The following is a 22,464-nucleotide window of genomic DNA, read 5'->3' on the forward strand; positions in this document are numbered from 1 at the left end:
GAGCTGTCATGACTCGTTTCGCAGGCAAGGTCGCCGTCGTCACCGGTGCGGCGCAGGGTATCGGCGCGGCCACCGCGCTGCGGCTCGCCGAGGAGGGGGCCACCGTCGCGGTGGTCGACCTCTCCACCGAGCGCGCGCAGGGCACCGTGGACGCGATCACCGCCAAGGGCGGCAGCGCGCGGGCGTACGGCTGCGACGTGGCCGACTACGACGCGGTGGAGGCCGTGTTCGCCTCGGTGGTCGAGGAGTTGGGGGCGATCCACATCCTGGTGAACAACGCCGGGATCACCCGGGACAACCTGTTCTTCAAGATGCCGAAGGCCGACTGGGACGCCGTCCTGACGGTCAATCTGACCAGCGCCTACAACTGCAGCCACGTGGCGCAGAAGTACCTGGTCAAGCAGAAGTACGGCAAGATCGTCTCGCTCAGCTCGCGTTCCGCCCTCGGCAACCGGGGCCAGGCCAACTACGCCGCCGCCAAGGCCGGCATCCAGGGCCTGACCGCCACCCTGGCGATCGAGCTCGGCCCGTACAACATCAACGTCAACGCGGTCGCCCCCGGCTACATCGCCACCTCGATGACCGCCGCCACCGCCGAACGCGTCGGCGCCACCGCCGAGGACCACCAGGCCCAGGTCGCCGAGCGCACCCCGCTGCGCCGCGTCGGCCAGCCGGAGGAGATCGCCTCCGTGGTGGCCTTCCTGGTCAGCGACGACGCCTCGTACGTCAGTGGCCAGACCCTGTACGTCAACGGCGGCGCCCGCTGACGCACCGTCCGAGGTCCTAGCCGTGCGCGGCGGCCGCGAGTTGCTTCAGGTGGCGTTCGGCGGCGCGGAGTTTGCGACCGTCCGGGCCCGGGAGGTGAGCGCGGAGTTCGATGATCTCGGGGGCCATCCGGATCGCCTCGGTGCGGTCGGGGACGGCGCGCCAGCAGGCTTCGGCGTTGGTGGCGGCCTGCTGGGTCTCCGGGTGGTCGGCGCCGTGCGAGCGGAGCAGGGCGAGGGCGACCTCGCGGTAGACCTCGGCGGCCTGGGCCAGCCGGCCGGCCAGGCGGGCGATGTGGGCGCGGACCTGGCGGACCTGGAGCACCTCGGCCGCCACCGGGCCGTGCGCGGCGACGGCGGACTGCTCCAGGGCGAGGGCGAGTTCGGCGGCGGTGTCGTGCTCGCCCGCCTCCGCGCTGCGGACGATCCGGCCGATCGCCTCCCGGTAGTCGACCGGGGTCGGATCGGGGGTCACCGCCGGGCCGGGCTTGTCGAAGGAGACCGCCGTCGGCCGCTTGTCCAGGCTGACCACCAGGTGCTGACCCGCCTTCAGCAACGAGACCGGCGGACCGACCCGTCGGAGCGTGGGCGGCACGCCGGGCTTGAGCAGCGAGACCCCGGCCGAGGCCACGGCAGGCTTGCCGAGCTGGACCACGGGCGTACCGGGGCGGGGCTTGGGCGTACGGGTCTGCCCCTTCGCCGGTACCTGGACGGCGGCCGGTCGCGGCCCGGACGCCGCGCCCGGGAGCGCCTCGTTGATCTGCCGAGAGGTGTTGCGGAAGAACGGCCGTTCGGTGGGGTGCGAGTGCAGGATGATCGAGTCGTTCCGCACCACCGAGTGCACCTGGTCGCGGAGCAGCTCGGGCGGGAGCAGCGCGGGGCCGCSGGGGCGGCCCCGGTGCAGCACCTCGATCAGCGCGCGGGAGAAGGTGCCGATCTGCTCGGGGTCGGGGCTGACCACGGCCCAGAGCGGGATGCCGTCCGCGAGCGGGGAGATCGCGCTCTGCACCAGCGGCCAGGCGGCCTGATCGGCACTCAGGTCGGCGATCACCAGGGTGGGCAGCTCGCCCCGGTGCTGGAGCTCGGCTGCCAGCGCCTGCCAGGGCAGGCCGTCCTGCCGGACGGTGGCGGGCTTCGAGTCACGCAGCGTCAGGTAGAGGTGCTCGCCGCGCCGGTCGGTGACCAGGTGGCCGCCGAGGTGGATCAGCAGCGGCCCCGGGTGCAGGGCGGCGGCGCGCAGGTGGGCCAGCACGCTCTGCGGGTCGGTGGCGCCCGGGAGGTGCACGGCGTCGACCGATTCGGCGGCCAGCAGGGTCCCCGGCGAGACGGCCGCCAGCATGGCGGAGAGCACCTGGGCCTGCGAGCCCGCGCCGCGCCCCCAGTGCCGGCGGCCGGCGGCCCCGTAGCCGCCCTCGATCACCAGGATGCGGCCCCGGGCGCCGTCGCCGACCGTCTGCGCTGCGGCGGGCTTGGGCAGTTGGACGGCCGGGATGCTGCCGGTCCAGCCCGTCGAGACCTCGCGCTGGGCGCTCGGGTCGGCCCGGTCCGCCGTCGCGCCCGACCAGATGCCGCCCGCCGTCAGGTCAGCCACCGCAGGTCACCGCCCCACCCCGTCGCCAGCGCGACATCCGCCGCAGTGCCCGCCACCACGATCTCGCCACCTTACGATGCGCTCCGGCGGCGGAGCCAGAGCGGGTGGTGATCACCCGCCACCTGTGACTGCCCGGCCATCGGTTCAGTACGTGACAGTGATAGTGCGGGCCGGGCCGTCGACCCGGATCCGGCCGCCGTACGGGATGACCAGTTGCGGGTCGGTGTGCCCGAGGTCGACGTCGAAGACGGCCAGCATGTCGGGGGCGTACTCCGCCAGCGCCCGAAGGACGGCTGCACGCTGGTCGGCCCGGAACGCGGCGCGGGCCTCGGCGTCGTTGGGGTGGTCGAAGGACCAGGCCCTGGCCCGGCCCATCAGCAGGGCGGGGAACTGCGCGAGCAGCCCGCGTTCGCCGAAGGCGCGCAGGATGCGGTAGACCGCCGTGCTGCTCGGCAGCTCCTCCGAGGTCTCCAGGAACAGCACCTGGCCCGCGTACTCCGTCACCGGGCGGAGGTCGCGCCCCGCCATCACCAGGTCGGCGAGCGACTCCAGGCAGCCGCCCCAGCTCGGACCCTCCACCACCCGGTCGGCGTTGTGCCAGGTCCAGCCGTCGGCGGGGTACATCACGGGCTCGCTGTCGAAGGTCGCCGGGTCCTCCCAGCGGCGCTCCACGTCGTTGGTGTCGGCCGAGGGGCGCAGTTCGTACTCACCGGAGGTGAACAGCGCGGCCCGGACCGACTCGGCGGTCAGCGGGTGCTCGGCGCCCGGGCGGCCGAACTGGGTCATCACGGCGGCGCCGTGGTAGCCGACCAGGCCGAGACTGCGCAGGAAGTTCAGCAGGTGGGTGTTGTCGCTGAACCCGAAGAACGGCTTCGGGTTCGCCCGGATCAGCTCGGCGTCCAGGTGCGGGATCACGGTGATCTGGTCGTCGCCGCCGATGCTGGCGATCACCGCCCTGATCTCCGGGTCGGCGAACGCCGCGTGGATGTCGGCCGCCCTGGCCTCGGCGCTCGCGCCGAGCTGACGGGTGGTCGGGTACTCCACGGGCTTGAGGCCGTACGCCTCGACCAGCCGGCGCACGCCGAGATCGTGCGGCAGCGGCAGGATCTCGGCGAGCCCTGCGGAGGGCGACAGGACGGCGACCCGGTCACCGGGGGCGGGCTTGGGCGGGTAGCGGAATTCGGTCATGCGGGGAGGGTAGTGCGAAGCGTCGTGCTCGGACGAACGGGTTTTCACAGCTGGGTGAACGGGTCGGCGAAGTGCGCGGTGGCCAGGATGCCGTGCCGCGCGGCGAGTTCGGCCAGCAGCCGCTGCCGGGTCGTGGTCGCGGCCTCCTGGGAGTGGTCGTAGACGTAACCCGCCGTCGGGTCGGCGAGCTGGACGGGGTGCAGCACCACGTCCCCGGCGACCACGAGTTGGCGTCCGCCGACCGCCACGCTCTGGTGGCCCGGGGTGTGGCCGGGGGTGGCGAAGACCTTGATCTCCGGGGCGAGCGTCACCTCACCCGCCCGGGCGTCCAGGCAGCCAGCCGCGCGCAGCGGCCGCACGACCGCGTCCAGCAGCGGCGAGTCGCTCGCCTCCAGCCAGTCCAGCTCGGTGCGCTGGACCAGGTAGCGGGCGTTCGGGAACGCCGGGGTGGCGCCGTCCGCCGCCAGGCTGCCGCTCGCGTGGTCGCTGTGCAGATGGGTCAGCACGACGGTGTCCACCTGATCGGGCCGTACTCCGGCCGCCGCCAGCTCGGCGGTCAGCCGCCCCGGCACCGGGGCCCAGTCGGCGGCGGGCGATTCGGGCCCGCCGAGGCCGGTGTCCACCAGGACGGTGCGGCCGTCCGAGGCCCGCAGCAGGTAGCAGTGGAAGTGCAGCACCCAGGGGTCGGTGGCGCCGGGCCGCGCCCAGACCGGATGGTCCGGGCCGCCGAACATCTCGCGCAGCGGCAGGGCGATCTGATCCCCCATCGGCCCGACCGCGTCGCACAGCGGGATCACCTCGACGCCCGCCCTCACCAACCCCGGGTGCGGCATCCCGCTACGCCTCCGTCTTCGCCCAGTCCTCGGCCAGCAGCGCGAGGATCACCTCGTCCAGGTACTCGCCGTACACCCAGGCGGACCGTCGCAGCCGCCCTTCCTGGACGAACCCGGCGCTCTCGGCGGCCCGGATCATCGGCTCGTTGTCGGCCAGCGTCTCCAGCTGGACCCGCTGGAAACCACGTACCTCGAACACGTACTGGCACATCACCCGGACCGACTCGGCCCCGTAACCGCGCCCCCGGAAGCCGGGCCGCAGGGCCAGCCCGAGGTGGGCCAGCCGGTTGTGGCTGTCGATCCCCCAGACGATCGCCTCGCCGACCACCTCACCGCTCGTCAACTCCACCACCGTGAAGGCGGCGTGGCCCTCACTGGCCTCCCCCACCGCGTACGGCGAGGCGCCGACCGGGGTCGGCTGCCAGGGCCGGGTGTCCGCTCGCGAGCGGGTCAATACATCCTCGTACAACTCCTCGTGCAGTACCGGTACATCCGACTCCAGGCGGACCCGCAGGCCAATTCGTTCTCCACGCAACATGGGACGGGTCTACCGAAACGGGATGGCCCGAAGCAAGCGCATTACCGATCCGGCGCGATGCGATGATGCCCGGTGGGAGGTGCGCGATGAAGGTCATCGGACTGATCGGCGGGATGAGCTGGGAATCCAGCGCCGAGTACTACCGGCTGCTGAACGAGCTGACCCGGGAGCGGCTGGGCGGGCTGCACTCGGCCCGGTGCGTGCTCTGGTCGGTGGACTTCGCCGAGATCGAACGGCTCCAGGCCGCCGGCGAGTGGGACCGGGCCGGGGCCGTACTCGCCGACGCCGCACGGTCGTTGGAGGCGGCCGGGGCCGAGCTGCTGCTGATCTGCACCAACACCATGCACAAGGTCGCCGACCAGGTGGCGGCCGCCGTCGACGTCCCGCTGCTGCACCTGGCGGACGCCACCGCGCTCGCCGTCCGGTCGGCGGGTCTGACCCGGGTCGGGCTGCTGGGCACCGCGTTCACCATGGAGCAGTCGTTCTACCGGGACCGGCTGGCCTCGCACGGTCTCGAGGTGCTGACCCCGGACGCCCCGGGCCGGGCGCTGGTGCACCGGGTGATCTACCAGGAGCTCTGTCTGGGCGTGATCCGGGAGGAGTCGCGGGCCGCCTACCGCTCCGTCATCGGGGAGTTGGTCGCGCAGGGTGCCGAGGGGATCGTCCTCGGCTGCACCGAGATCGAGCTGCTGATCTCCCCCGCCGACAGCCCCGTCCCGGTCTTCGCCACCACCCGCCTGCACGCCGAGGCGGCGGTCGCGGCCGCCCTCGGGATGACGCGCCTTACCTCGGCTCCGCCTGGTGCAGGGGCGGTCGGGCCAGCTCATTGATCAGGTGCTCCAGCGCGGCACCGGCGATGGCGCCTGAGGTGCCGACCTCGGGCACCATGTCGCAGACGGAGCGGCGCAGTTCGTGCCATCCGAGGTACGCGGCGTACGCGGCGACTGCCTGACGGCGGGCCGGGGCGGGGGCCAGGCCCAGGTCGGCGTAGAGGTCCGTGAGGTAGGAGATTCGCCGCTCGGTGACCCGGCGCAGGACCCGGGCGACGGCGGGGTGATCGGCGTGGGCGACGATCGCGGGCTCCAGGCCGTTGCTGCTCTCCTGCCCCAGCGCGGTGGTGAGCAGAACCGTCAGCCGCTGCCGGGGGTCGGTGATGTCGCCCAGCTCCGAGATCAGGGCTGTGGTGGTGTCCTGTTCCCACATCTCCAGGGCAGCCGTCAGCAGTGCGTCACGGTCCTTGAAATGCCAGTAGAAGCTGCCCCGCGTCGCCCCCAGCTCACCTGCGAGCGCGTTGACCGAGACGGCGGCGACTCCGCCGCGTGCCATCGCGCGCAACGCCGCAGTCGACCAGTCCTGGGGGGTGAGCTGCTTCCTCGTCATCTCCGTACAGTACTGTACGGTCCATCCGTACAGGGGTGTACGGATGGACCGGGGGATCACTATGACGCTGACAAAGCTCGCCGGCGGGACGGCCGCCGTGGGCCTCGGCGCGGCCGGGGCGCTGCACGGGATCTGGACCTTCTCTCCCTGGCCGCTGGCCGGCCGTGCCGAGATCGCCAGGACGGTTGTCGGGGTGGCTGAAGCAGACCTGCCCACACCGGAGTTGACGGCCGCGGTCGCGGCGGCCCTGTGGGCGGCGGCCTACGTGGTTGCGGCGCGGGCCGACCTGGTCCCTCGGATACCGCCGCGCGGCTTGGTGCGCCACGGTGCCTGGGGCGTCGCGGGCGTGCTGCTGCTGCGCGGTACGGCCGGTCTGATCTCCTCCGGCCTGACCAGCACCGGCCGGCCGCCCGAGTACACCCGCTGGGACCTGGCGCTGTACTCCCCGCTGTGTCTGGTGCTCGGAGGACTGACGGCATACGTCGCCGCCTCCACTCGCGCCCCTCGCCGCCAAGGCCGGCTCCAGGTCGTCAAGCGACGCAAGGACCGTACGGATCAAGAAAGCTGACGCCCTTTCGAGTCATCCTCCCGAGAGCAGGTCGCGGAGCAGGGCCACGGTGTCGGGGTCGAGATCGCGGCCGGTCCGGCGGCTCAGCGCGTCCAGGCGGTTGACCGCGCGGACGAGTTGGTCACGGGCGCCGGCCGAGGCGTAGGCGTAGAACAGGTCGCGGTGCAGCAGTTCGATGTCCGGGGCGACGGCGAGGCCGCGGAAGATGGCGGCCTCGGCGGTGCGGTGGTCGCCGTACTGGAGGCGGCGGGCGGCCAGTTCGTGGGCGGTGTCGACGATGGTGGCGATCATGTCCTGGCGTTCGGGCTCGGCCCAGCCGTAGGCGGAGCCCGGGGCCTCGGCGAACGGGGCGCCGCGGACCAGGGCGAGGGCGTGGGCCAGGGCGGCGTCGGCGGTGCTGCTGGTGCTGCGCATGCCGCGCCGGTACAGGCTGCGGAACTCGTCCCAGTCGCAGCTGACGGTCGGTGCGAAGGTGTGGCCCTCGCCGCCGTCGAGCGGGAGGAAGGCCCGGCCCTCGGTGGACTCGCCCAGCCAGGTGGCCAGTTCGGCCAGCCGGGTGGGCATCGGGGTGACGGTGTGTTCGGTGGTGGTGGGGTGCGGGTCGAGGTGGGCGGCGCCGGGGTGCAGGGCGCGGTCCAGGGTGGACTGGTCGGCGCCCGGGCGGAGGGCGAGCAGGGCGGCCAGTTCGGTCAGCCGGGGCTGGCCCTCGGCGGTGACCGGTCCGGTGGTGCCGAGCACGTCGGGCGGACCGAGCAGCCGGATCCGGGGCGCGGTCCGGACCGAGTGCGCCTCCGGGGACCGGAGAATGGCGAGCAGGTCGTCACTGTCGGTGCGGGGAGCGGGAGTCGGGGCTGCGGCGGGCGGCGGGGTGGGCCGGGCCGGGGTGGTGTCGGCCACCGGCGCGGCGGGCTCGTGCGTCGGGACCGGCTCCGGGTCGGGCTCAGGAGCAGGAGCAGGCGTGGGGAGCACGGGCGCGACCGGGATCACCGGGTCGGGAGACTTGATGTGCAGGCCGACCGAGTTGGCCGAGTGCCGGGGCGTGGCGGCCGGGCTGACACCCGCAAACGGGCTGCTGCCGGTGCCGATCACCCGGGAGACCGCTTCGATCGCGGCCGTCTCGGCGACGGTCCGGCCGGCACTCCCGGCCGAGGCGCCGACTGCGGCCAGCACCGGTACTGGCAACGGGAGTTCGGACGGCTCGAGCTCCATGCCGTCCAGGGTCCAGTCGGGAGCGGGCAGTTGGGCGGTGTCGGCCGAGGACCGGAGCAGGTCGCCGAGCTGGGCGTACTGGTCCTGGCTGAGCCGCTGCATCTGCACCGTGAGGTGCAGACCCGGGATGACGGCGCTGCCGGTGCTGGGCAGGGTCCAGCGGGCGACCGGGCCGCTGCCGCGCTCCGGGGCCCGGGTGACGACGGCCAGGCAGGTGCGCGGGGTGCCGTCGAGCAGTCGGCCGAGTTCGGTCGGCAGACTGCCGCTGGGCGGCTGGGCCGAGAGCACGATCTCCGGCACCCAGGACTCGTCGTCCTGACCCCGGCTGCGGGCGTCCCGGGGGCTGGCCGCCTCCGCGGCCACCAGGGTGGCCCTGGCCCGGGCGGTACGCGGTCCGAGCGCGGCGAGCGCCGCCTCCAGCGAGTCGTGCCGGTGCACCCGCTCCAGCGCGGGGCCGGAGATCGGCAGGTCCTCGGCCAGCCCGACCAGGTGCAGGTTCAGCCGGTCCGCGAGCGGGCTGTGCGCCAACTCGACGGCCAGGGTGCGCAGTACGTCGTGCGAGTCGTCCGGGTGCCCGGACAGGTGCATCAGCCGGACGGTCTCCAGGTCGGCCAGCACCACCGAGCCGTCCGGTGCGCTGCCGAGGGTGACCAGCGCCGGGTACGGGGCGTTGTTCTTCGCCGCCTGGGAAGCTCCGAGCAGCTCGGAGGAGTCGTCCGGGCACCACCAGACGTTCGGGGCGTGCGCGGCCCGGAACGGCGCGATCGGCGCGGCCGGGGCGGCGAGGTGCAGCTCGACCGTACGGCCGGGGGTGATCCGGGCCGCGACCAGGGTGGGCAGGCGCTTGCCGCCCCGGACGGTGTTCCGGGCCAGCGTGCGCAGCGCCCGGTCCAGCAGGGCCAGCCCCGAGTCGTCCTGACGGACCTTCAGCTCGGACTCGAAGGCGAGCGCGGCCGGGGCGGGCAGCGCGATCCGGTGCCGGGGCTTGCGGGACCGCTGCTGGTCACCACGCCGCCTGGCCACCGTGCCGACCAGGACGGCGGCGAGCAGGACCCCGACGGTCGAGGCGGCCAGCGCCACGGAGTAGTCGTCGCTCGGCGCTTCCGCCTTGGCGGGCGTGTGGGCGGCGGGCGTGTGGGCAGCGGGGGTCGGCGCCTGGGACGGGACCACCGGGCCCTGGGTCGCGGGGGCGGGAGTGGCTGGGGCAGGGGTGACCGGGGCAGGGGTGACCGGCGCAGGCGTGACCGGTGCGGGCGTCTCCTGCACGGGATCGGGAACGGGCGCCGGAGCCGGAGCAGGAGCAGGAGCAGGAGCGCCGGGGATGGCGAGCACCATGCCCGGCACCACCACGTCCGGATCGGTCAGCCGCGCACCGTCGGGCGCGGCCACGCCCTTGTTCGCCTCGAAGAGCTTCGGCCACCCCTCGGCGTCGCCCAACTCCCGCTCCGCGATGGCCGACAGGGTGTCCCCCGCCTCGACCGTCACCGAGGCGTGCCGGGGCGCGGGAGCCTGCGCGGCGGGTGCGGGTACGGGCACGGAGGCGGAGGCGGGCACGGGCCCGGGAGCCGGTGCCGCCTGGGTCTTGGCGTCGCCCGGCATCAGGAGCTGCCAGCCCGGGTGGATCGGCCGGTCCGCATCGAAGGTGCGACCCGAATCGTCCATCGTCCGGCCGTGGTTGAGCTTGGCGATCTCCAGCCACCTCTCGCCGGAGCCGAGTTGGCGTTCGGCGATCGACCAGAGGCTGTCGGCCGGCCGGCTGTCCTGCACCGTGTAGCGGGGCTGCGCGTCGGCCGCCGGGGTGAGCGCGGGCGCCACCGGGGCGGCGGGCAGCGCGGCGTACTGCGGCGCGGCCGTCAGCTGGGCCGGGGCCACCGCGGCCGGGCGGTCGGGCACGGCGGCGAAGGCCGAACCGGCCACCGGCAGCAGGGCCAGCACCGAGCCGACCAGCCCGGCCGCGATCCGCTGGCTCCAGCCGAAGGCGGGCAGCCTGCGGGCCACCCGGCCGCGCAGCTGGGCCGGGATCTCCAGCAGCACCGAGACGGCGAAGCAGAGCCAGGCCACCCAGCCGATCGCGACCAGCGCCCAGAGGAAGATCCGCCCGTCGTCCGGGGTGGTCAGCAGTTCGGCCAGGCTGTCGGTGCTCTGGCCGCCCATGTCGGCGACGGCGGTGGTCCCGTACAGCAGCAGTGCGGGCACGCCGACCAGCAGGATCGCCAGCAGCACCAGCGCACCGAGTGCGGTGAACACCGAACCGGCCGTCCGGCGGCGGTGGTCCCGCCGCAGCGGCACCGGCCGCCGTCCGGCCGGCGGGCTCGTGCCCGTACCGGCCCGGTGCTGTTCCTTGGCTCGTCGCGCGGCCATCAGTCCTTCTCCGCTTCCGTCACACCGTGCGCCACCGCGGCCGTGCCGCGCCGACGCCCATCAAGAGTCCTGCCCGCACCCATTCAGGCAGTCTCCGCTTCCTTGACGCCGTGCACCAGAGTGGCCGAGCCATGCCCGCGCACCTCCAGCGACTCCACCGCGAACGCTCCGAGCAGAGTGGTCCGGTACTGGGCCCGGATGTCCACCACCACCGTGCGGCCCTCGCGGAACCCGATCTCGGCGTGCAGACCGTACGGCTGCAGGTAGGCGTCGGCGGCCGCCCGGGCGGCGGCCACGTCCTGGGCCAGCAGGTAGCCCCCACCGCGCAGCAGCGCCGTCTCGTCGAGCTGTTGACCGATCACCCGGGCCACCTCCTGGGCCCGGGCGTCGGCGGTCTCGATCGCCCGCAACCGGCCCCCGGCCTCCAACACGATCCCGATCATCATCACCAGCCCGGCAGCGCAGATGGCGACGAACAGGGCGATCGAGCCGCCGTCCGCAGCGCCGGTCCGCCGTGCTCTCACCGCGGTCTCTCCTTCGTTCCCGGTTCGGTCCCCCGGTAGTGGTCCAGCACCGAGGTGAAACTGGCCGTCAGGGTCTTGCTGCCCGGCGTCAGGTCGACCAGCAGGTCGCTCAGCCGGACGGTACAACTCACCCGCACCGTCACCGTGCTGAGGGGGCCGGCCGGGGTGTTCAGAGTGCCGTACTCGACCGGCGGACTCGTCGCCTGCGCGCACTGCACCCCCTGCCCCCGGAGCACCTCCAGCACCGCGTCCCCCGCCGCCTGCTGCGCCCCCTCCGGTGTGCGGGCCAGCGAGGCCGCGCGGGCACCGGAACGGGCTGCCGCATCAACTACCCCGCCGGTGCTCTGAATACGCCCTGCCGCGACCGCGATCAGTACGAAGGCGACCAGCACCGGCGCGATGATGGCAGCCTCCAGGGCGGCGCTGCCCCGATCCCCCTGGTGCCGCCTCACGGTTGCACCGCCTGGGGCACGAACTTCTCCCGGGGAGCGGTGACCTGACGGGTGATGGTGAACCGCTCGAAGCCCGGGAGCACCGCCAGCGGCCGGACGGTCACCACGATCTTGAAGGTGTTCGGGTCCCCGCCGTTCGGGTCCACCGTGACGGGCTCGGCTAGGTCGCCGACCCGGGTCAGGAACTCCCTGGCCTTCCGCTCCCCCGCCTCGGGCGTGCCGCCCCTGACCCGGCCCGCGTCGGCCCCCTCGCGGGCAGCCGTCAGCGCGGCCTGGCCCGCGTACCAGTACAGCGAGGCCTGGACCACCAGGAAGACCAGAAAGAGCACCACCGGGAAGACCAGGGCGAGGCTGAGGGTCAGCGCGCCCCGGTCTCCCGGCCGGTGACGGATCGTCGGGCGTCGGATCACGGTGCCGTGACCACTGCGTCCTTCGGTACCTCGCTCTTCACCTTGTTGGCGAGACCCAGCAGGACGCCGAGGATGGCGACCGCGATGCCCACCAGCACGATGATGGCGAGGGCCAGTTCGATGCTGATGGCGCCGCGGTCACCGGCCGCGCGGGCCGCGCGGACCCGGCCGACCCGGTAGTGGAAGACGAACAGGCAGAGCTTCACGGGCAAGAACAGCGCCGTGAGCAGGTTTCGCAGAGCAACCATGGTGTGGTCTCCAGGGCGACGAGGGCGGAGGGTGGGTCGGACGGGGCGGGCGGGCGGGCTAGATCACGTTCAGCATCTGGTAGAGCGCGGGGAAGACGATCAGCACCGTCATGAGCAGGGTGAGCGCCGCGCCCGGCGCCACCATCCGCTCACTGTCGGTGTTGGCCCTGGCCAGGTCCTCGGCGAGCAGTTCGTCACGGAGGCTCTTGGAGCGGGCCCGCAGGGTGTCGTACACGGCGGCGCCGTCGCTGCCGGACAGCCGCATGATGTCGGCGACGTCCTGAAGCGGCGTCAGGCCGAGCTCGGTGGCGAGCGCGTCCAGCCCGTCCCACGGCGGCAACCGGTCGGTGGCGGCCCGCTCCAGCGCATCCCTGATCCGGCGGAACACGGTGGACCGGCCGACCGCCGCCGCCCGCCGCAGCGCCTCGGCGGGCCCGCAGTCGGCGGCCCGCTCCAGCGCGACCAGCTCCAGGTAGGCGGCGATCCCGTGCAGGTACTCCGTCCGGGCCTCCTTGGCCTCACCGGCCACGATGCCGTCCGGCAGCAGCCAGCCGAGCAGCGCCAGCGCCGGGCCCGCCAACAGCGGGACCATCCAGGGAAGTTGGAAGTCCACCAGCGCCGAGACCAGCACCAGGTAGCCGGGCGCCATCAGCCCGATCAGCGCGAACAGCAGCTTGTGCGCCATGAACCGCGCCGGGGTCCGGCCGATCATGGACAGCTGCTGCCGGGGGATCCGGGCGCCGGGCAGCCGGAGCGAGCTCTGGCCGATCCGGTCGATCCAGCTGACGCCGGGGTCGGTCAGCTCGGCGTGGTCGGCCGGGGTGCGGTGCAGCCGGTCCAGTGCCTGCCCCAAGTCAGGTGGCGCGGGCCGCAGTTCGGCGGCTATCGCGGCCACGCCGCCGAGCAGCAGGGCACCGGCCAGTACGGCCCAGATCGAGATCACGTGCCCTCCTTGGCGAACGGCCCGACGGACGGACCGACGGACGGGCCCACGAACGAGCCGACGGACGGCGCGTCCTGGCCGGCTCCGCCCGGCTCGCCCTCGGCCGGGGCCGCCCGCAGCGGGCGGGCCTTGCTCCGCCGGTCCGCCTCCAGCAGGCGGGGCAGCGGACGCTGGGTGGCCAGCTTGCGCATCCAGGCGATCACCAGCACGAACAGCACCAGCACCACCCCGAGCACCAGTTGGCCCAGCAGAGTGGAGTACGGCTGGGAGTACCGGGCGTTGAAGAAACCGGCCACCAGCACCAGCATGATGATCACCAGCAGCCAGCGGATGGTGGTGCGGTGCTTGGCCCGGTCCGCCTCGATCACCCGGCGCTGCCGGACCTCCTCGCGGACCGAGGTGGCCAGGTCGGCCAGCGTCCGGGCCAGGCCGGGGCCGCTGTCGCCCGCACGCAGCACCAGGGCGGCCAGCACCTTGTCGGCGGTGGCGTCGGCCAGCGTGTCGGCGAAGGCCCGCAGCGCCTCCTCCGGGCGCCAGCGGGACTGCAGCCGGGCGCTCAGCTCGGCGATCTCGGCCTCCAGCGCGGCCGGCGCGGTCCGTCGGCTGGTCACGATCGCCTGATTCAGCCCGACCCCCAACAGCAGGACGTCGCCCAGGCGTTGGGTCCACTCGGCGAGCGCCTCCAGCCGGTCGATCCGGTGCATGTCGGCCCGAGTGGCGCCGAACACCCAGGGCAGACCGAAGTCCAGCAGCGCCAGCAGCCCGATCGCCACCGGCGGCCGGCCGCTCAGGATCAACCAGCCGCTGCCGACCACCAGCACCGCCGCCTGGACCGACAGCCGGCGGCGGGCCGACGGAGCGAGCCGGACCGACCAGGCGGCGGCCTCCGGTGCGGCCGGCTCCTTCCCGTACACCCCGGCCACCAGGGCCACCAGGCCGCCCGCCACCAGCAGCCCGCACATGACGAAGAGCAGCATCAGCGCACCCCCCCGATCCGCAGGTTCAGCGGGGCGGGCCAACTCCCGTACGCGGACTGCAGCAACCCCGCGTCGAAGCCCGCCCGGCGCAGGTCGTCCAGGCAGTTCGGCGGGGTGTGCGGCACGGCCCGGGGCTCGCCCAGGTCGGGGCGCGGGCCGAAGACGGTGTTGGTGGCCGGGCGGCCGCTCTCACCGAGGCCGGTGATCTCCAGCACGTGCGAGACGAAGCGGTGCCGGCCGCCGCCCACGGCGGTCTCGTCCACCATGGCCACGTGCACGATCAGGTCGACCGCGTTGGCGGTCAGCCGGTAGGCCAGGCTGTCGGTCATGTGCGAGCCGTACTCCAGGCAGAGTTCGGCGATCCGGTCGACCACCATGTGCGGGCCGCGCGCGTGCAGGGTGCACATCGAGCCGCCCTCGCCGTTGGTCATCACCCGCAGCATCGGGACCACCTCGCCGGAGCGGACCTCGCCGACGATGATCCGGGACAGCGTCATCCGCAGGGCGGCGGGGATCAGTTCACCGATCGTCAGCTCGCCGGCCGCCCGCCCGTCCACCCGCTCGCCGTTGCCCTCCCTGGCCTCCATCGGGACCACCTGGCGCAGGTGCCCCAGGGTGTGCAGCCAGAGCTCGAACTCCGACTCCAGGGTGCCGACCCGTTCGTCCGGCGGGATCTCGGCGGCCATCGCGCGCAGCAGGCTGGTCTTGCCGACCCCCTGGGTGCCGGTGATCATCACGTTCTTCCTGGCTCGGATGGCCGAGGCCAGGAAGGCGGCCAAGGTGGCGTCCACGGTGCCGAGTTGGACCAGGTCGGCGAGGGTCGCCGAGGCCACCCGGTGCCGCCGGATCGCCACGTACGGACGGGGCGTCACCTCGGTGAGCGCCTGCAGGCGCATCCCGCCCTCCAGGCGCAGCGCCAGGGTCGGGCTGGCGGTGGAGAGGCTCCGCTCGCCGCCGCCGTGCTGCCGGGCCAGGTCCTGGAGCAGCTCGACCAGCTCCTCGTCGCTCTCGGCCACCGGCGGCACCTGGCGCAGCGGTTGGTGCACCTTGGAGATCCACACGTCGTCGCAGCCGTTGATCAGGATGTTCTCGATGTCCGGGTCGTCCAGGTAGGGCTGCAGCCGCCCGGCCCGGAACAGCAGGTCGTAGACGGTCTCGGCGAGCGCCCGGTCCTGCTCCCTGGTGGGCGGGATGCCGTGGGTCTGGGCGTACGCGTCGGACCAGCGGGCCACCGCCTCCTCGATCAGCGCCCGGCCGCGCTGACGCCGGGTGGCCCGGTCCGCCTCCACCCCGGAGGCGTCCGCCAACCGGGTGAGCTGCTGGTGCAGTTCGGCCGCGACCTGCCGCTTGAGCTCCCGGGCCACCTGCTGGTCGACCACCGGCTTCACCGCGACCGGCTGGATCACCGGGGCCGAACCAACCGCCCCCGCACCGGAGTTGACCGGGCCGGTGGTGAACTGGCCAACCGGGCTCGCGCTCGGTATCACCGGCGGGGCAGCCGTCCAGGGCAGCCCCGCCGGATCGGCGTTCGCGGGCTTGTGCAGCGGGTCGTACAGCGGGCTACCGCGCACGGAGCACCTGCCCGTAGACCGGCGGCGACTGCGGCGGCGACTCCCACTGGCCGGGGAACGGCGCGGGCGCGGGAGGCTGCGGCACCGGCGGGGCCGGGTACGGCTGCTGCAGCGGGTAGGCGTCCTGGGGGTAGGGCTGCTGGGCCTGCGGCTGGTGCGGTTGGTGCGGGTGGGACTGCTGCGCGTAGGCCAACGGGTGTGACTCCGGGGCGGGTTGGGCGGCGATCGGCGACGGCGCGGCCACCGGTGCGACGGTCGGCGCCAGCCGCTGGCGGCGGCGCCGGACCAGCAGCTGGATCTGGTCGACGGTGGTCCGGGCGGTCCGCATCAGCTCCGAGCGGATGAACCGCCGGTCGGTGGTGTCGCCACCGTCCGAGAGCAGCCGGGCGGTGCGCGGTACGTACGGCAGCACCCCGAGCACCGGCACCCCGAACTGCCGGGAGACCTCGGCCGCCGGGTAGGGCCCCTCGGCGACCAGCAGCAGGCCGACCCCGTCCGCACCCGTCCCTGCCTGCTCCAGGTCCTCGCGCAGCGCGGCCAACCGGGGCCTGGTCGCGCTCAGCCCGCGCAGCGTGCTGCGCAGGACGACCGCCACCACGTCGGCCCGCCGGGCCAGCACCGCGCCGGGTCCCTGGGCACCGGAGCGGCCGAGGTCGAGGATCACGTCGTAGCCCTGCGGTTCGAGCCCGTGCAGCGCCTCCAGCAGTGGCTCCCAGGTGTACGCCAGGCCGGGCGCCTGGGCCGGGTCGGTCAGCCCCGGCAGCAGCAGGCGGTCGCCGGTGCCGGCCGGGGAGAGGTCGATCAGCTGCTCCCACAGGGTCTGGGCGAGCAGCCCGCGACGGTCCGCCACGGCCAGGTTGCGCAGCCCGAAGACCGCCTCGACCCGTCCCTCCAGCGCGCCGGCCAGCACCGCGCCGCCGTCCGGGTCGCACTCCACCAGCAGGACCTTGCGGCCCGGCTGCAGCGGCCAGGCCAGCAGCAGGGCGAGCGCACCGGTGGTGGCACCGGGGGCACCGGGGCCGCCGACCACCGTGATCACGGCCATCAGGCCACGCTCCCGCTCGGAGCCGGGGTCGGGGCCGCGGCTGCGCTGCCGGCCCGCGGTGCCAGGATGATCTGCAGCTTGCCGGTGGCCACCCAGGCGGCCAGCCGGGTGCCGTCGGCGGGCGCCACGGCCACGTCGATCACCACGCTGCCGTCGGTGTCGGCCTTGCCGACCGCCACCACCCGGACCGCGAGCGTCTCCGGGGTCCGCACGGTGGAGCCGCCCTGGCCCGAATCCGGGGTGGAGACCACCAGCACCCGGTCCCCGGGTTGCAGCCGGGTGGCCGGGAGCTGGGTCCGCTTGGTGGCGACCCCGACCACGGTCTGGCCCGCCTCGACCAGCGGATCGTCCGTCAGGTCGGCCTTCACCAGCAGTGCTCCCCGGCGCAGGTCGCCGGTGGCCCGCAGCCCGACCGCCTTGGTCCGCTCCTGGGCGCCGAGCGGCCGGAGCGCGGGGTCGGAGGCGATCCGGGCCACCACCAGGTCCTCGGCACTGATCGCCTGACCCTTCGGTACGTCACGGGCCAGCGCCAGCACGGCGATCCGCTGGCCGGTGCTGTTGTAGAGCACCGCCCCGCCGAGGCCGCCGGCCGCCACCATGGCCACCGCCATGGCCAGCACCGCCGGGCGCCGCCGCCGGGCCCGCAACGTGCGCGGCGGGGTCCGCGGCGGGATGCCGGACGCGCTCCGGCCCGGCTCGGGGGCGGACTGGGCGGAGCCCACGGTCGCGGTGCCGGGGCTCGGCGAGGGGAAGGTTCGGTGCTCCACCGGGCTTCGGCCTTTCGTACGAGTGCGGTGCAGGGCGGTGCGAGTGCGGTGCAGGGCGGCGTGGGTCCGCCGGTGCGGCGCCCGCTAGTTGATCAGCTGGACCTCGGCGACCCGGAGCGGCATCGGAGCCGCGGCCGGTACGGGGAAGTCGAACTCGACCTTGGCGTTGGTGTCGCTCCGGGTGGCGGTGACGTGCCAGATCGCGGTGGCCACCAGGTAGAGCGTCCCGTCGGCGCGGTGCGAGGAGCTGCTCCGGTAGAGGTACTTGCAGTCCGGCGACTCGGTCCGGCCCAGATCGGCCCGGTACGGCGTGCCGGACCCGGGGCACTCGGCGGTGTGTCCGTCGTCCATGTCCCAAGTCACCGTCAGCACCTCGGCGGTGGCGGTCACACTGATCACGTTGCCCTTGGCCGTGGCGGTCAGCGGACCGACGCTGGCCGGGCTCCGGTCGTACCAGAGCCAGAGCGGTGCCCCGACCACGGCGCTGCCACCGGGGGCGGCGTGCATGGCCGGCGGGGCCAGCTGCAGCTTCGCCAGTGCCTCCCGGCGCAGGTTCACCACGTCGTCGGTCGGCGGCGCTCCGGCCGGGGGGACGGCGAAGAACTGCGGGCCGTCCACGTCGGACCCGCCGTCCCGGCAGCTGACCAGATAGATGTCACCGGTGGCCGGGTCACGGCCGCCCCAGGCCCGCGCATCCGCGGCGGGCTTGGGGCGCTCCAGCTTGTAGTAGCAGCCGGTGGAGTTGCTGTACCAGCCCAGGTTGTCGTCCCAGCAGGCGATTTCCGGCCTGCCCTCCTCGTGCGAGTAGCACTTCGCCGCGACGGTCTCGCTCGTGCCGCCGCCGCCCGGATGTCCGGTGCTGGTGCTGCCGGGCTCGGTCACCTTGACGCAGATGTCCCGCGAGGCGCACGGGGTCACCGTGCCGCCCGGCTCCTCGGCGGCGGCCGGGGTGATCGTCGCCGCCAGCATTCCGATCATCAGCAGGACACGAACCAAGATTCCCGGTGAAGTTCTCAACACGACCGGCTCTCCTCGCGTTTGAAGTCCACGATCAGCCAGCGCGAGTCCGCTTTCCGGAGCGTGGCTGTGGCGACGTACCGGGTCAGCCGTTGCGCCGGATCACGCAACGCCTTGGTGCCGGCATCCGCCTGGTGCCAATCCGTCACGTCGACACAGTCCTCGACGGTCGCGGACGGCGGATTCTCGGTGAGCCGAATCGACTTCACCAACGGTGAGTTGCGCGGAGTCCCGACCATCACCAGTTTCGCGTCACGGAGTTGCTGACGCGTGATCAGGGTGTCGCTCAGTGCCTGGTCGACGGCGAAGGCACGGACGGCCGCCGGGTCCTGCTCGGGTTGGCCGAAAGCCGTGATCCGCGCCTCCCACCAGCCCTGATAGGCCCGCAGGACGACCCGGCCGACCGCGCCGTCGACTCCTTCGGTGGGTGCGTTCTGCACCACCGCCGAGCCACTGGGCGTGACCGCCGGGACAGTTGGGGCCGCAGTGACATCGGGCAGCCGGTCGGTGGGACTCCCGCCCTCGGAGGCGCCGCAGGAAGTGAGCAGCAGCAGTGCCAGCCCACCGGCCCCAACCGCCCCAGGGCGCACTGTAATTACGCGCTGCCGCATTCGCCCCACCTCATCGCGGCCGACCCGAACGGAGCGCCGACCGCAGCAGATATCCGCCGCCCGAACCACTGCTCACGGGACATTGATTCTTCGCCAACTCGCCCCGCCCCGGCAACACCTCGGGCCCCCTGACCTTACGCGGAAGGCGGATCGGTTGGGGCACTTTCGCGCCACAGAACTGCCAACAGTTCCTCAGAAAGCGACAATCCGGCCAATGCGCCCCGCACCGCAGCCCGATTGCGCAACAGCAGCCGCCCGTGCTCACCCGGCGTCAACAACCGCACCTGGCCCGCCCCGTACCCCGACTCCGCCCAGGCCAGCTCCTGCTCGAGCGCGGGCTGGAGCTCCACCGGGGCGACCGCCGCCGGGGCGCCGGGCAGACCGTGCTCCAGCACCCGGTCCAGCGCCCAGCTGAACGAGCCCTCGCCGCCCGGCAGTACGGACTCCCTGCCCCGGCGCGGACCGGCGTACCTGGCCACCCGGCCCCAGAGCGGCACCCGGGAGTGGCTGAGCAGCTCGCCCGCGCCCTCCTCGCCCCGCTCCAGCGCGGCCCAGGCATCCCGGTCCGCGACCGTGTCCACCAGCAGCAGGGTCTCCTCCTGGTCGCCGTGCACCATGGTGCTCACCACCCAGTCCCAGGCCAGCCCGCGGCGGTACGCGTTCTCCGGGGTGGCACCGGCCGTGACCAGGGCCAGCCGGCGGCCGCGCGGATCGACCGCGAGCTGGCCGAGCAGGCAGACCACCAGCCAGCGGGCCGGGCGCTGGGCGGCCGCCCGCAGCGCGGTGAGCATCGCGTTGGCGTCGGCCTCCGGCGGCACCAGGGTCACCCGGCTCCCCCGGGCACCCGCGTCGAAGCACCGCCCCGGCAGACCGGCCGCCAGCAGCCGGGCTCCGGCCGCCGCCTGGGCCGACCCCGCATGGGCCCGCTCCGGCCCACCGTCCGCGCCGATCACCACCAGTTCGATGCCGCCGCTCACCGGTACCCACCCCTCACTAGCCCGCTCCCGCCGACAAGGTATCGGTCCGTTTCCGGTGCCGGGGCCTTTCATCCGGATTGACGCAGGTCAGCGACCATCGAGGCAGCATCAGGGACCATGGGCCCTATTGACTCCGCCGCCGGAGCGGCACCATCGAGGTATGGACCGAGACGACCGCGTGGAGACCCTGAGCGAGGCCGAGTGCCTGCAGCTGCTCCGCACCGTGCCCATCGGGCGCGTGGTGTACACCGAGCACGCGCTCCCGGCCGTCCTCCCGGTGGCCTTCGAGGTGGCCCCCGACGACCGGCTGGTCCTCGGCCTGCGCGCGGGCAGCACGCTGAGCCGCGCCCTGGACGGGACGGTGGCGGCCTTCCAGGCCGACCTGCTCGACCCGGTCGGCCGGAGCGGCTGGAGCGTCCTGGTGCACGGCCGCGCCGAGGTGGTCCGGGACGAGGCCGAGTTCCAGCGGCTGCTGCGCAGCGGTCCGGTGCCGTGGATCGGCGGCGGGCAGCAGCGGATGTTCGTCCGGATCACCCCCGAGCTGGTGAGCGGCCGCCGGCTGCTGACGGCCGGGCAGAGCCTGCACCGGGCGTAGTGAGATCCTGGGGCCGCTGACAAGTGACCAGCGAGTAGGCATACTCTCCGGTGCCCCGTCAGCACCCCCCACCAGGAGCAGCCGTGACCACGTACGCCTCTCTCGCCGACCTGACCGCCGCGGTCGGCACCGAGCTCGGCACCAGCGAGTGGCACACCATCGACCAGGCCAGGGTGGACCTGTTCGCCGAGGCGACCGGCGACCACCAGTGGATCCACGTCGATCCGGCGCGGGCCAAGGAGAGCACCTTCGGCGGCACCATCGCGCACGGCTACCTGACGCTGTCGCTGATCCCGGTGCTGGCCAAGGAGTGCTACGCCGTCGAGGGGATCAGGATGGCCCTCAACTACGGCTCCGAGAAGGTCCGCTTCCCCGCCCCGGTGCCGGTCGGCACCGCGATCCGGGCCACCGCCGAGCTGGTCTCCGCCGAGCAGGTCGCCGGGGGCGTACAGGCCGTGGTCCGGTACACCATCACCAGCGAGGGCAGCCCGAAGCCGCACTGCGTGGCGGAGACGATCACCCGGTTCTACCCGGTCTGACGGTCGCTCAGCGGGGCGGTTAGACCGAACGGATCGCCTGCCTACGCCCCACCGGGTCGGTGCGGCATATCGCCGGTAATGTCCGATGGGACGGACCAACCCCGCTCATGGAGGCGCCGTGCCCAGCTCCGCTGCCTGGACGTCCCGGGTCGCCGCTCTCACCGCACTGCTCGCCACTGGCACTCCGCCGATCGGCGAACTGCCCCGCGCCGCCTGGCGCCAGGTCCGTACCGAGTCCTTCGGGACCGAACCGACCGGCGCCCGGCTGGCCCGGATCCTGAACTCCCCGCACTTCGCGGACGGCAGCTTCCAGAACCCGGTACCGACCCGGCGGCTGGCCGGGGGACGGTCCCGGCTGGAGCTGACCCGCCGGCAGTTCGCCGCCAACCGGCACCGCAGGCAGCCCACCGCCGCCGTCCCGCTGCACCGGCTGCTGCCGATCGAGCTGGCCGAACCGCCCGCCGACGGACTGCGGCTGACCTGGCTCGGGCACGCCACCGTACTGGCCGAACTGGACGGCCGCCGGGTGCTGTTCGACCCGGTCTGGGGTGAGCGCTGCTCACCGTTCGGCTGGACCGGACCGAAGCGGCTGCACCCGATGCCGATCCCGCTGGCCGAGCTCGGCCCGGTGGACGTGGTGGTGATCTCGCACGACCACTACGACCACCTGGACCTCGCCACCGTGCGCACGCTGGCCGCCTCCGGCGCCGCCTTCGCCGTACCGCTCGGGATCGGCGCGCACCTGGAGCACTGGGGCATCCCGGCCGACCGGATCACCGAACTGGACTGGTGGGAGTCGGCCGAGGTGGCCGGGCTGACCCTGACCGCCACCCCCGCCCGCCACTACTGCAACCGCGGTCCCCGGGCCAACCCGCTGGTGCTCTGGGCCTCCTGGGTGGTGGCGAGCGGCTCGCACCGCCTCTTCCACAGCGGCGACACCGGCTACTTCCCCGGCTTCGCCGAGATCGGCCGCCGGTTCGGCCCGTTCGACCTGACGATGATGCAGATCGGCGCGTACAGCGATCTCTGGCCCGAGGTGCACATGACCCCCGAGGAGGGCGTCCGGGCCCACCTCGACCTCGGCGGCGACCTGTTGCTGCCGATCCACTGGGGCACCTTCAACCTGGCCCCGCACCCCTGGGAGGAGCCGGCCGAACGGACCGTCGCCGCCGCCCGGGCGCTCGGCGCCCGGCTGGTGGCACCCCGGCCCGGCAAGCCGTTCGAGCCGGCCGACCCACCCGCGCTCAAGCTCTGGTGGCGGGCGGTCGCCGCGATGCCTCGGGGTGCCGAGCTGCTGGTCCCCGACGGGTTCTCCACCCACACGGACGACGGGGTCACCGTCTGAACGGCGGCGGC

24 protein-coding genes are annotated in these 22,464 nt (G+C 73.8%); 6 read left to right on the plus strand and 18 right to left on the minus strand.

The features are described from left to right. The first annotated feature begins 8 nt into the window (after positions 1-8). A complete protein-coding gene (gene fabG, locus ACXJMZ_RS00470; protein ID WP_457027924.1) occupies positions 9-767 on the plus strand; it encodes a 3-oxoacyl-ACP reductase FabG in 759 nt (252 codons plus the stop codon). A 16-nt stretch (positions 768-783) separates the two neighbouring features. On the opposite strand, the gene ACXJMZ_RS00475 is transcribed toward fabG, so the two are convergent. The 4 genes from ACXJMZ_RS00475 to ACXJMZ_RS00490 form a co-directional block, all read right to left on the minus strand. After that, positions 784-2,355, minus strand: a complete 1,572-nt coding sequence (locus ACXJMZ_RS00475; RefSeq protein WP_457027925.1) for a hypothetical protein — start codon at positions 2,353-2,355, stop codon at positions 784-786. Positions 2,356-2,499: 144 nt separating this feature from the next. Beyond that, complete coding sequence (locus ACXJMZ_RS00480) at positions 2,500-3,543, minus strand: S66 family peptidase (RefSeq protein ID WP_457027926.1); 1,044 nt, start codon at positions 3,541-3,543, stop codon at positions 2,500-2,502. Between the two features lie 44 nt (positions 3,544-3,587). Beyond that, entirely contained in the window at positions 3,588-4,376 is a 789-nt protein-coding gene (locus ACXJMZ_RS00485) for an MBL fold metallo-hydrolase (protein WP_457027927.1), read from the minus strand. Positions 4,377-4,380: 4 nt separating this feature from the next. Next, entirely contained in the window at positions 4,381-4,914 is a 534-nt protein-coding gene (locus ACXJMZ_RS00490) for a GNAT family N-acetyltransferase (protein ID WP_457027928.1), read from the minus strand. Positions 4,915-5,000: 86 nt separating this feature from the next. On the opposite strand from ACXJMZ_RS00490, the gene ACXJMZ_RS00495 reads away from it, so the two are divergent. Next, on the plus strand, positions 5,001-5,744 hold the full coding sequence (locus tag ACXJMZ_RS00495; RefSeq protein WP_457027929.1) for an aspartate/glutamate racemase family protein: 744 nt from the start codon (positions 5,001-5,003) through the stop codon (positions 5,742-5,744). On the opposite strand, the gene ACXJMZ_RS00500 is transcribed toward ACXJMZ_RS00495, so the two are convergent. Further along, positions 5,698-6,294, minus strand: a complete 597-nt coding sequence (locus ACXJMZ_RS00500; RefSeq protein ID WP_457027930.1) for a TetR/AcrR family transcriptional regulator — start codon at positions 6,292-6,294, stop codon at positions 5,698-5,700. The two genes, ACXJMZ_RS00495 and ACXJMZ_RS00500, sit on opposite strands and share 47 nt — an antisense overlap. A 61-nt stretch (positions 6,295-6,355) precedes the next feature. Here ACXJMZ_RS00500 and ACXJMZ_RS00505 point away from each other — a divergent pair, with 61 nt between their 5' ends. Further along, on the plus strand, positions 6,356-6,862 hold the full coding sequence (locus ACXJMZ_RS00505; RefSeq protein WP_457027931.1) for a DUF3995 domain-containing protein: 507 nt from the start codon (positions 6,356-6,358) through the stop codon (positions 6,860-6,862). Between the two features lie 12 nt (positions 6,863-6,874). Here ACXJMZ_RS00505 and ACXJMZ_RS00510 read toward each other — a convergent pair whose 3' ends face one another. From ACXJMZ_RS00510 to ACXJMZ_RS00570, 13 genes are all read right to left on the minus strand, one after another. Beyond that, entirely contained in the window at positions 6,875-10,432 is a 3,558-nt protein-coding gene (locus ACXJMZ_RS00510) for a BTAD domain-containing putative transcriptional regulator (RefSeq protein WP_457027932.1), read from the minus strand. A gap of 83 nt (positions 10,433-10,515) precedes the next feature. Next, entirely contained in the window at positions 10,516-10,956 is a 441-nt protein-coding gene (locus tag ACXJMZ_RS00515; RefSeq protein WP_457027933.1) for a hypothetical protein, read from the minus strand. Then, positions 10,953-11,408 (minus strand): TadE/TadG family type IV pilus assembly protein, encoded by a 456-nt coding sequence (locus ACXJMZ_RS00520; RefSeq protein ID WP_457027934.1) that lies wholly within the window; start codon positions 11,406-11,408, stop codon positions 10,953-10,955. Before ACXJMZ_RS00520 ends, ACXJMZ_RS00515 begins: the two co-directional genes overlap by 4 nt. Beyond that, positions 11,405-11,818 carry a TadE/TadG family type IV pilus assembly protein gene (locus ACXJMZ_RS00525; RefSeq protein WP_457027935.1) on the minus strand — a complete coding sequence of 138 codons (414 nt, stop codon included), beginning with the start codon at positions 11,816-11,818 and terminating at the stop codon, positions 11,405-11,407. Before ACXJMZ_RS00525 ends, ACXJMZ_RS00520 begins: the two co-directional genes overlap by 4 nt. After that, positions 11,815-12,066, minus strand: coding sequence for a hypothetical protein (locus ACXJMZ_RS00530; RefSeq protein ID WP_457027936.1), 252 nt, complete (start codon positions 12,064-12,066; stop codon positions 11,815-11,817). Before ACXJMZ_RS00530 ends, ACXJMZ_RS00525 begins: the two co-directional genes overlap by 4 nt. A gap of 58 nt (positions 12,067-12,124) precedes the next feature. Then, entirely contained in the window at positions 12,125-13,009 is an 885-nt protein-coding gene (locus ACXJMZ_RS00535) for a type II secretion system F family protein (protein ID WP_457027937.1), read from the minus strand. After that, positions 13,006-13,986, minus strand: coding sequence for a type II secretion system F family protein (locus ACXJMZ_RS00540; RefSeq protein ID WP_457027938.1), 981 nt, complete (start codon positions 13,984-13,986; stop codon positions 13,006-13,008). Before ACXJMZ_RS00540 ends, ACXJMZ_RS00535 begins: the two co-directional genes overlap by 4 nt. Beyond that, positions 13,986-15,557, minus strand: a complete 1,572-nt coding sequence (locus ACXJMZ_RS00545; protein ID WP_457027939.1) for a CpaF family protein — start codon at positions 15,555-15,557, stop codon at positions 13,986-13,988. The genes ACXJMZ_RS00540 and ACXJMZ_RS00545 overlap by 1 nt, the downstream gene beginning before the upstream one ends. Next, entirely contained in the window at positions 15,547-16,602 is a 1,056-nt protein-coding gene (locus tag ACXJMZ_RS00550) for a hypothetical protein (protein WP_457027940.1), read from the minus strand. The genes ACXJMZ_RS00545 and ACXJMZ_RS00550 overlap by 11 nt, the downstream gene beginning before the upstream one ends. After that, positions 16,602-17,369, minus strand: a complete 768-nt coding sequence (locus ACXJMZ_RS00555) for an SAF domain-containing protein (RefSeq protein ID WP_457027941.1) — start codon at positions 17,367-17,369, stop codon at positions 16,602-16,604. Before ACXJMZ_RS00555 ends, ACXJMZ_RS00550 begins: the two co-directional genes overlap by 1 nt. A gap of 84 nt (positions 17,370-17,453) precedes the next feature. Beyond that, the gene (locus tag ACXJMZ_RS00560) at positions 17,454-18,347 is read right to left on the minus strand and encodes a hypothetical protein (RefSeq protein WP_457027942.1); all 894 of its coding nucleotides are present in this window, start codon (positions 18,345-18,347) and stop codon (positions 17,454-17,456) included. 35 nt (positions 18,348-18,382) lie between these two features. Beyond that, positions 18,383-18,997: a hypothetical protein gene (locus tag ACXJMZ_RS00565; RefSeq protein ID WP_457027943.1), complete on the minus strand. Its 615-nt coding sequence runs from the start codon at positions 18,995-18,997 to the stop codon at positions 18,383-18,385. Between the two features lie 134 nt (positions 18,998-19,131). Then, a complete protein-coding gene (locus tag ACXJMZ_RS00570) occupies positions 19,132-19,974 on the minus strand; it encodes a hypothetical protein (protein ID WP_457027944.1) in 843 nt (280 codons plus the stop codon). Between the two features lie 160 nt (positions 19,975-20,134). On the opposite strand from ACXJMZ_RS00570, the gene ACXJMZ_RS00575 reads away from it, so the two are divergent. The 3 genes from ACXJMZ_RS00575 (at position 20,135) to ACXJMZ_RS00585 (ending at position 22,453) form a co-directional block, all read left to right on the plus strand. Next, positions 20,135-20,569 (plus strand): pyridoxamine 5'-phosphate oxidase family protein, encoded by a 435-nt coding sequence (locus ACXJMZ_RS00575; protein WP_457027945.1) that lies wholly within the window; start codon positions 20,135-20,137, stop codon positions 20,567-20,569. Between the two features lie 83 nt (positions 20,570-20,652). Then, positions 20,653-21,108: a MaoC family dehydratase gene (locus tag ACXJMZ_RS00580; RefSeq protein WP_457027946.1), complete on the plus strand. Its 456-nt coding sequence runs from the start codon at positions 20,653-20,655 to the stop codon at positions 21,106-21,108. A gap of 166 nt (positions 21,109-21,274) precedes the next feature. Beyond that, on the plus strand, positions 21,275-22,453 hold the full coding sequence (locus ACXJMZ_RS00585) for an MBL fold metallo-hydrolase (protein ID WP_457028048.1): 1,179 nt from the start codon (positions 21,275-21,277) through the stop codon (positions 22,451-22,453). Positions 22,454-22,464 lie beyond the last annotated feature (11 nt).

The sequence above is a fragment of the Kitasatospora sp. P5_F3 genome (genome assembly GCF_054049135.1).

Excerpts from the sequence above, each read along its gene's own strand:
- ACXJMZ_RS00485 (WP_457027927.1), bottom strand. The coding sequence starts at position 4,376 with ATGCCGCACCCGGGGTTGGTGAGGGCGGGCGTCGAGGTGATCCCGCTG.
- ACXJMZ_RS00510 (WP_457027932.1), bottom strand. The coding sequence starts at position 10,432 with ATGGCCGCGCGACGAGCCAAGGAACAGCACCGGGCCGGTACGGGCACG.
- ACXJMZ_RS00505 (WP_457027931.1), top strand. The coding sequence starts at position 6,356 with ATGACGCTGACAAAGCTCGCCGGCGGGACGGCCGCCGTGGGCCTCGGC.
- ACXJMZ_RS00500 (WP_457027930.1), bottom strand. The coding sequence starts at position 6,294 with ATGACGAGGAAGCAGCTCACCCCCCAGGACTGGTCGACTGCGGCGTTG.
- ACXJMZ_RS00575 (WP_457027945.1), top strand. The coding sequence starts at position 20,135 with ATGGACCGAGACGACCGCGTGGAGACCCTGAGCGAGGCCGAGTGCCTG.
- ACXJMZ_RS00550 (WP_457027940.1), bottom strand. The coding sequence starts at position 16,602 with ATGGCCGTGATCACGGTGGTCGGCGGCCCCGGTGCCCCCGGTGCCACC.
- ACXJMZ_RS00490 (WP_457027928.1), bottom strand. The coding sequence starts at position 4,914 with ATGTTGCGTGGAGAACGAATTGGCCTGCGGGTCCGCCTGGAGTCGGAT.
- ACXJMZ_RS00530 (WP_457027936.1), bottom strand. The coding sequence starts at position 12,066 with ATGGTTGCTCTGCGAAACCTGCTCACGGCGCTGTTCTTGCCCGTGAAG.
- ACXJMZ_RS00540 (WP_457027938.1), bottom strand. The coding sequence starts at position 13,986 with ATGCTGCTCTTCGTCATGTGCGGGCTGCTGGTGGCGGGCGGCCTGGTG.
- ACXJMZ_RS00480 (WP_457027926.1), bottom strand. The coding sequence starts at position 3,543 with ATGACCGAATTCCGCTACCCGCCCAAGCCCGCCCCCGGTGACCGGGTC.
- ACXJMZ_RS00560 (WP_457027942.1), bottom strand. The coding sequence starts at position 18,347 with ATGATCGGAATGCTGGCGGCGACGATCACCCCGGCCGCCGCCGAGGAG.
- ACXJMZ_RS00565 (WP_457027943.1), bottom strand. The coding sequence starts at position 18,997 with ATGCGGCAGCGCGTAATTACAGTGCGCCCTGGGGCGGTTGGGGCCGGT.
- fabG (WP_457027924.1), top strand. The coding sequence starts at position 9 with ATGACTCGTTTCGCAGGCAAGGTCGCCGTCGTCACCGGTGCGGCGCAG.
- ACXJMZ_RS00495 (WP_457027929.1), top strand. The coding sequence starts at position 5,001 with ATGAAGGTCATCGGACTGATCGGCGGGATGAGCTGGGAATCCAGCGCC.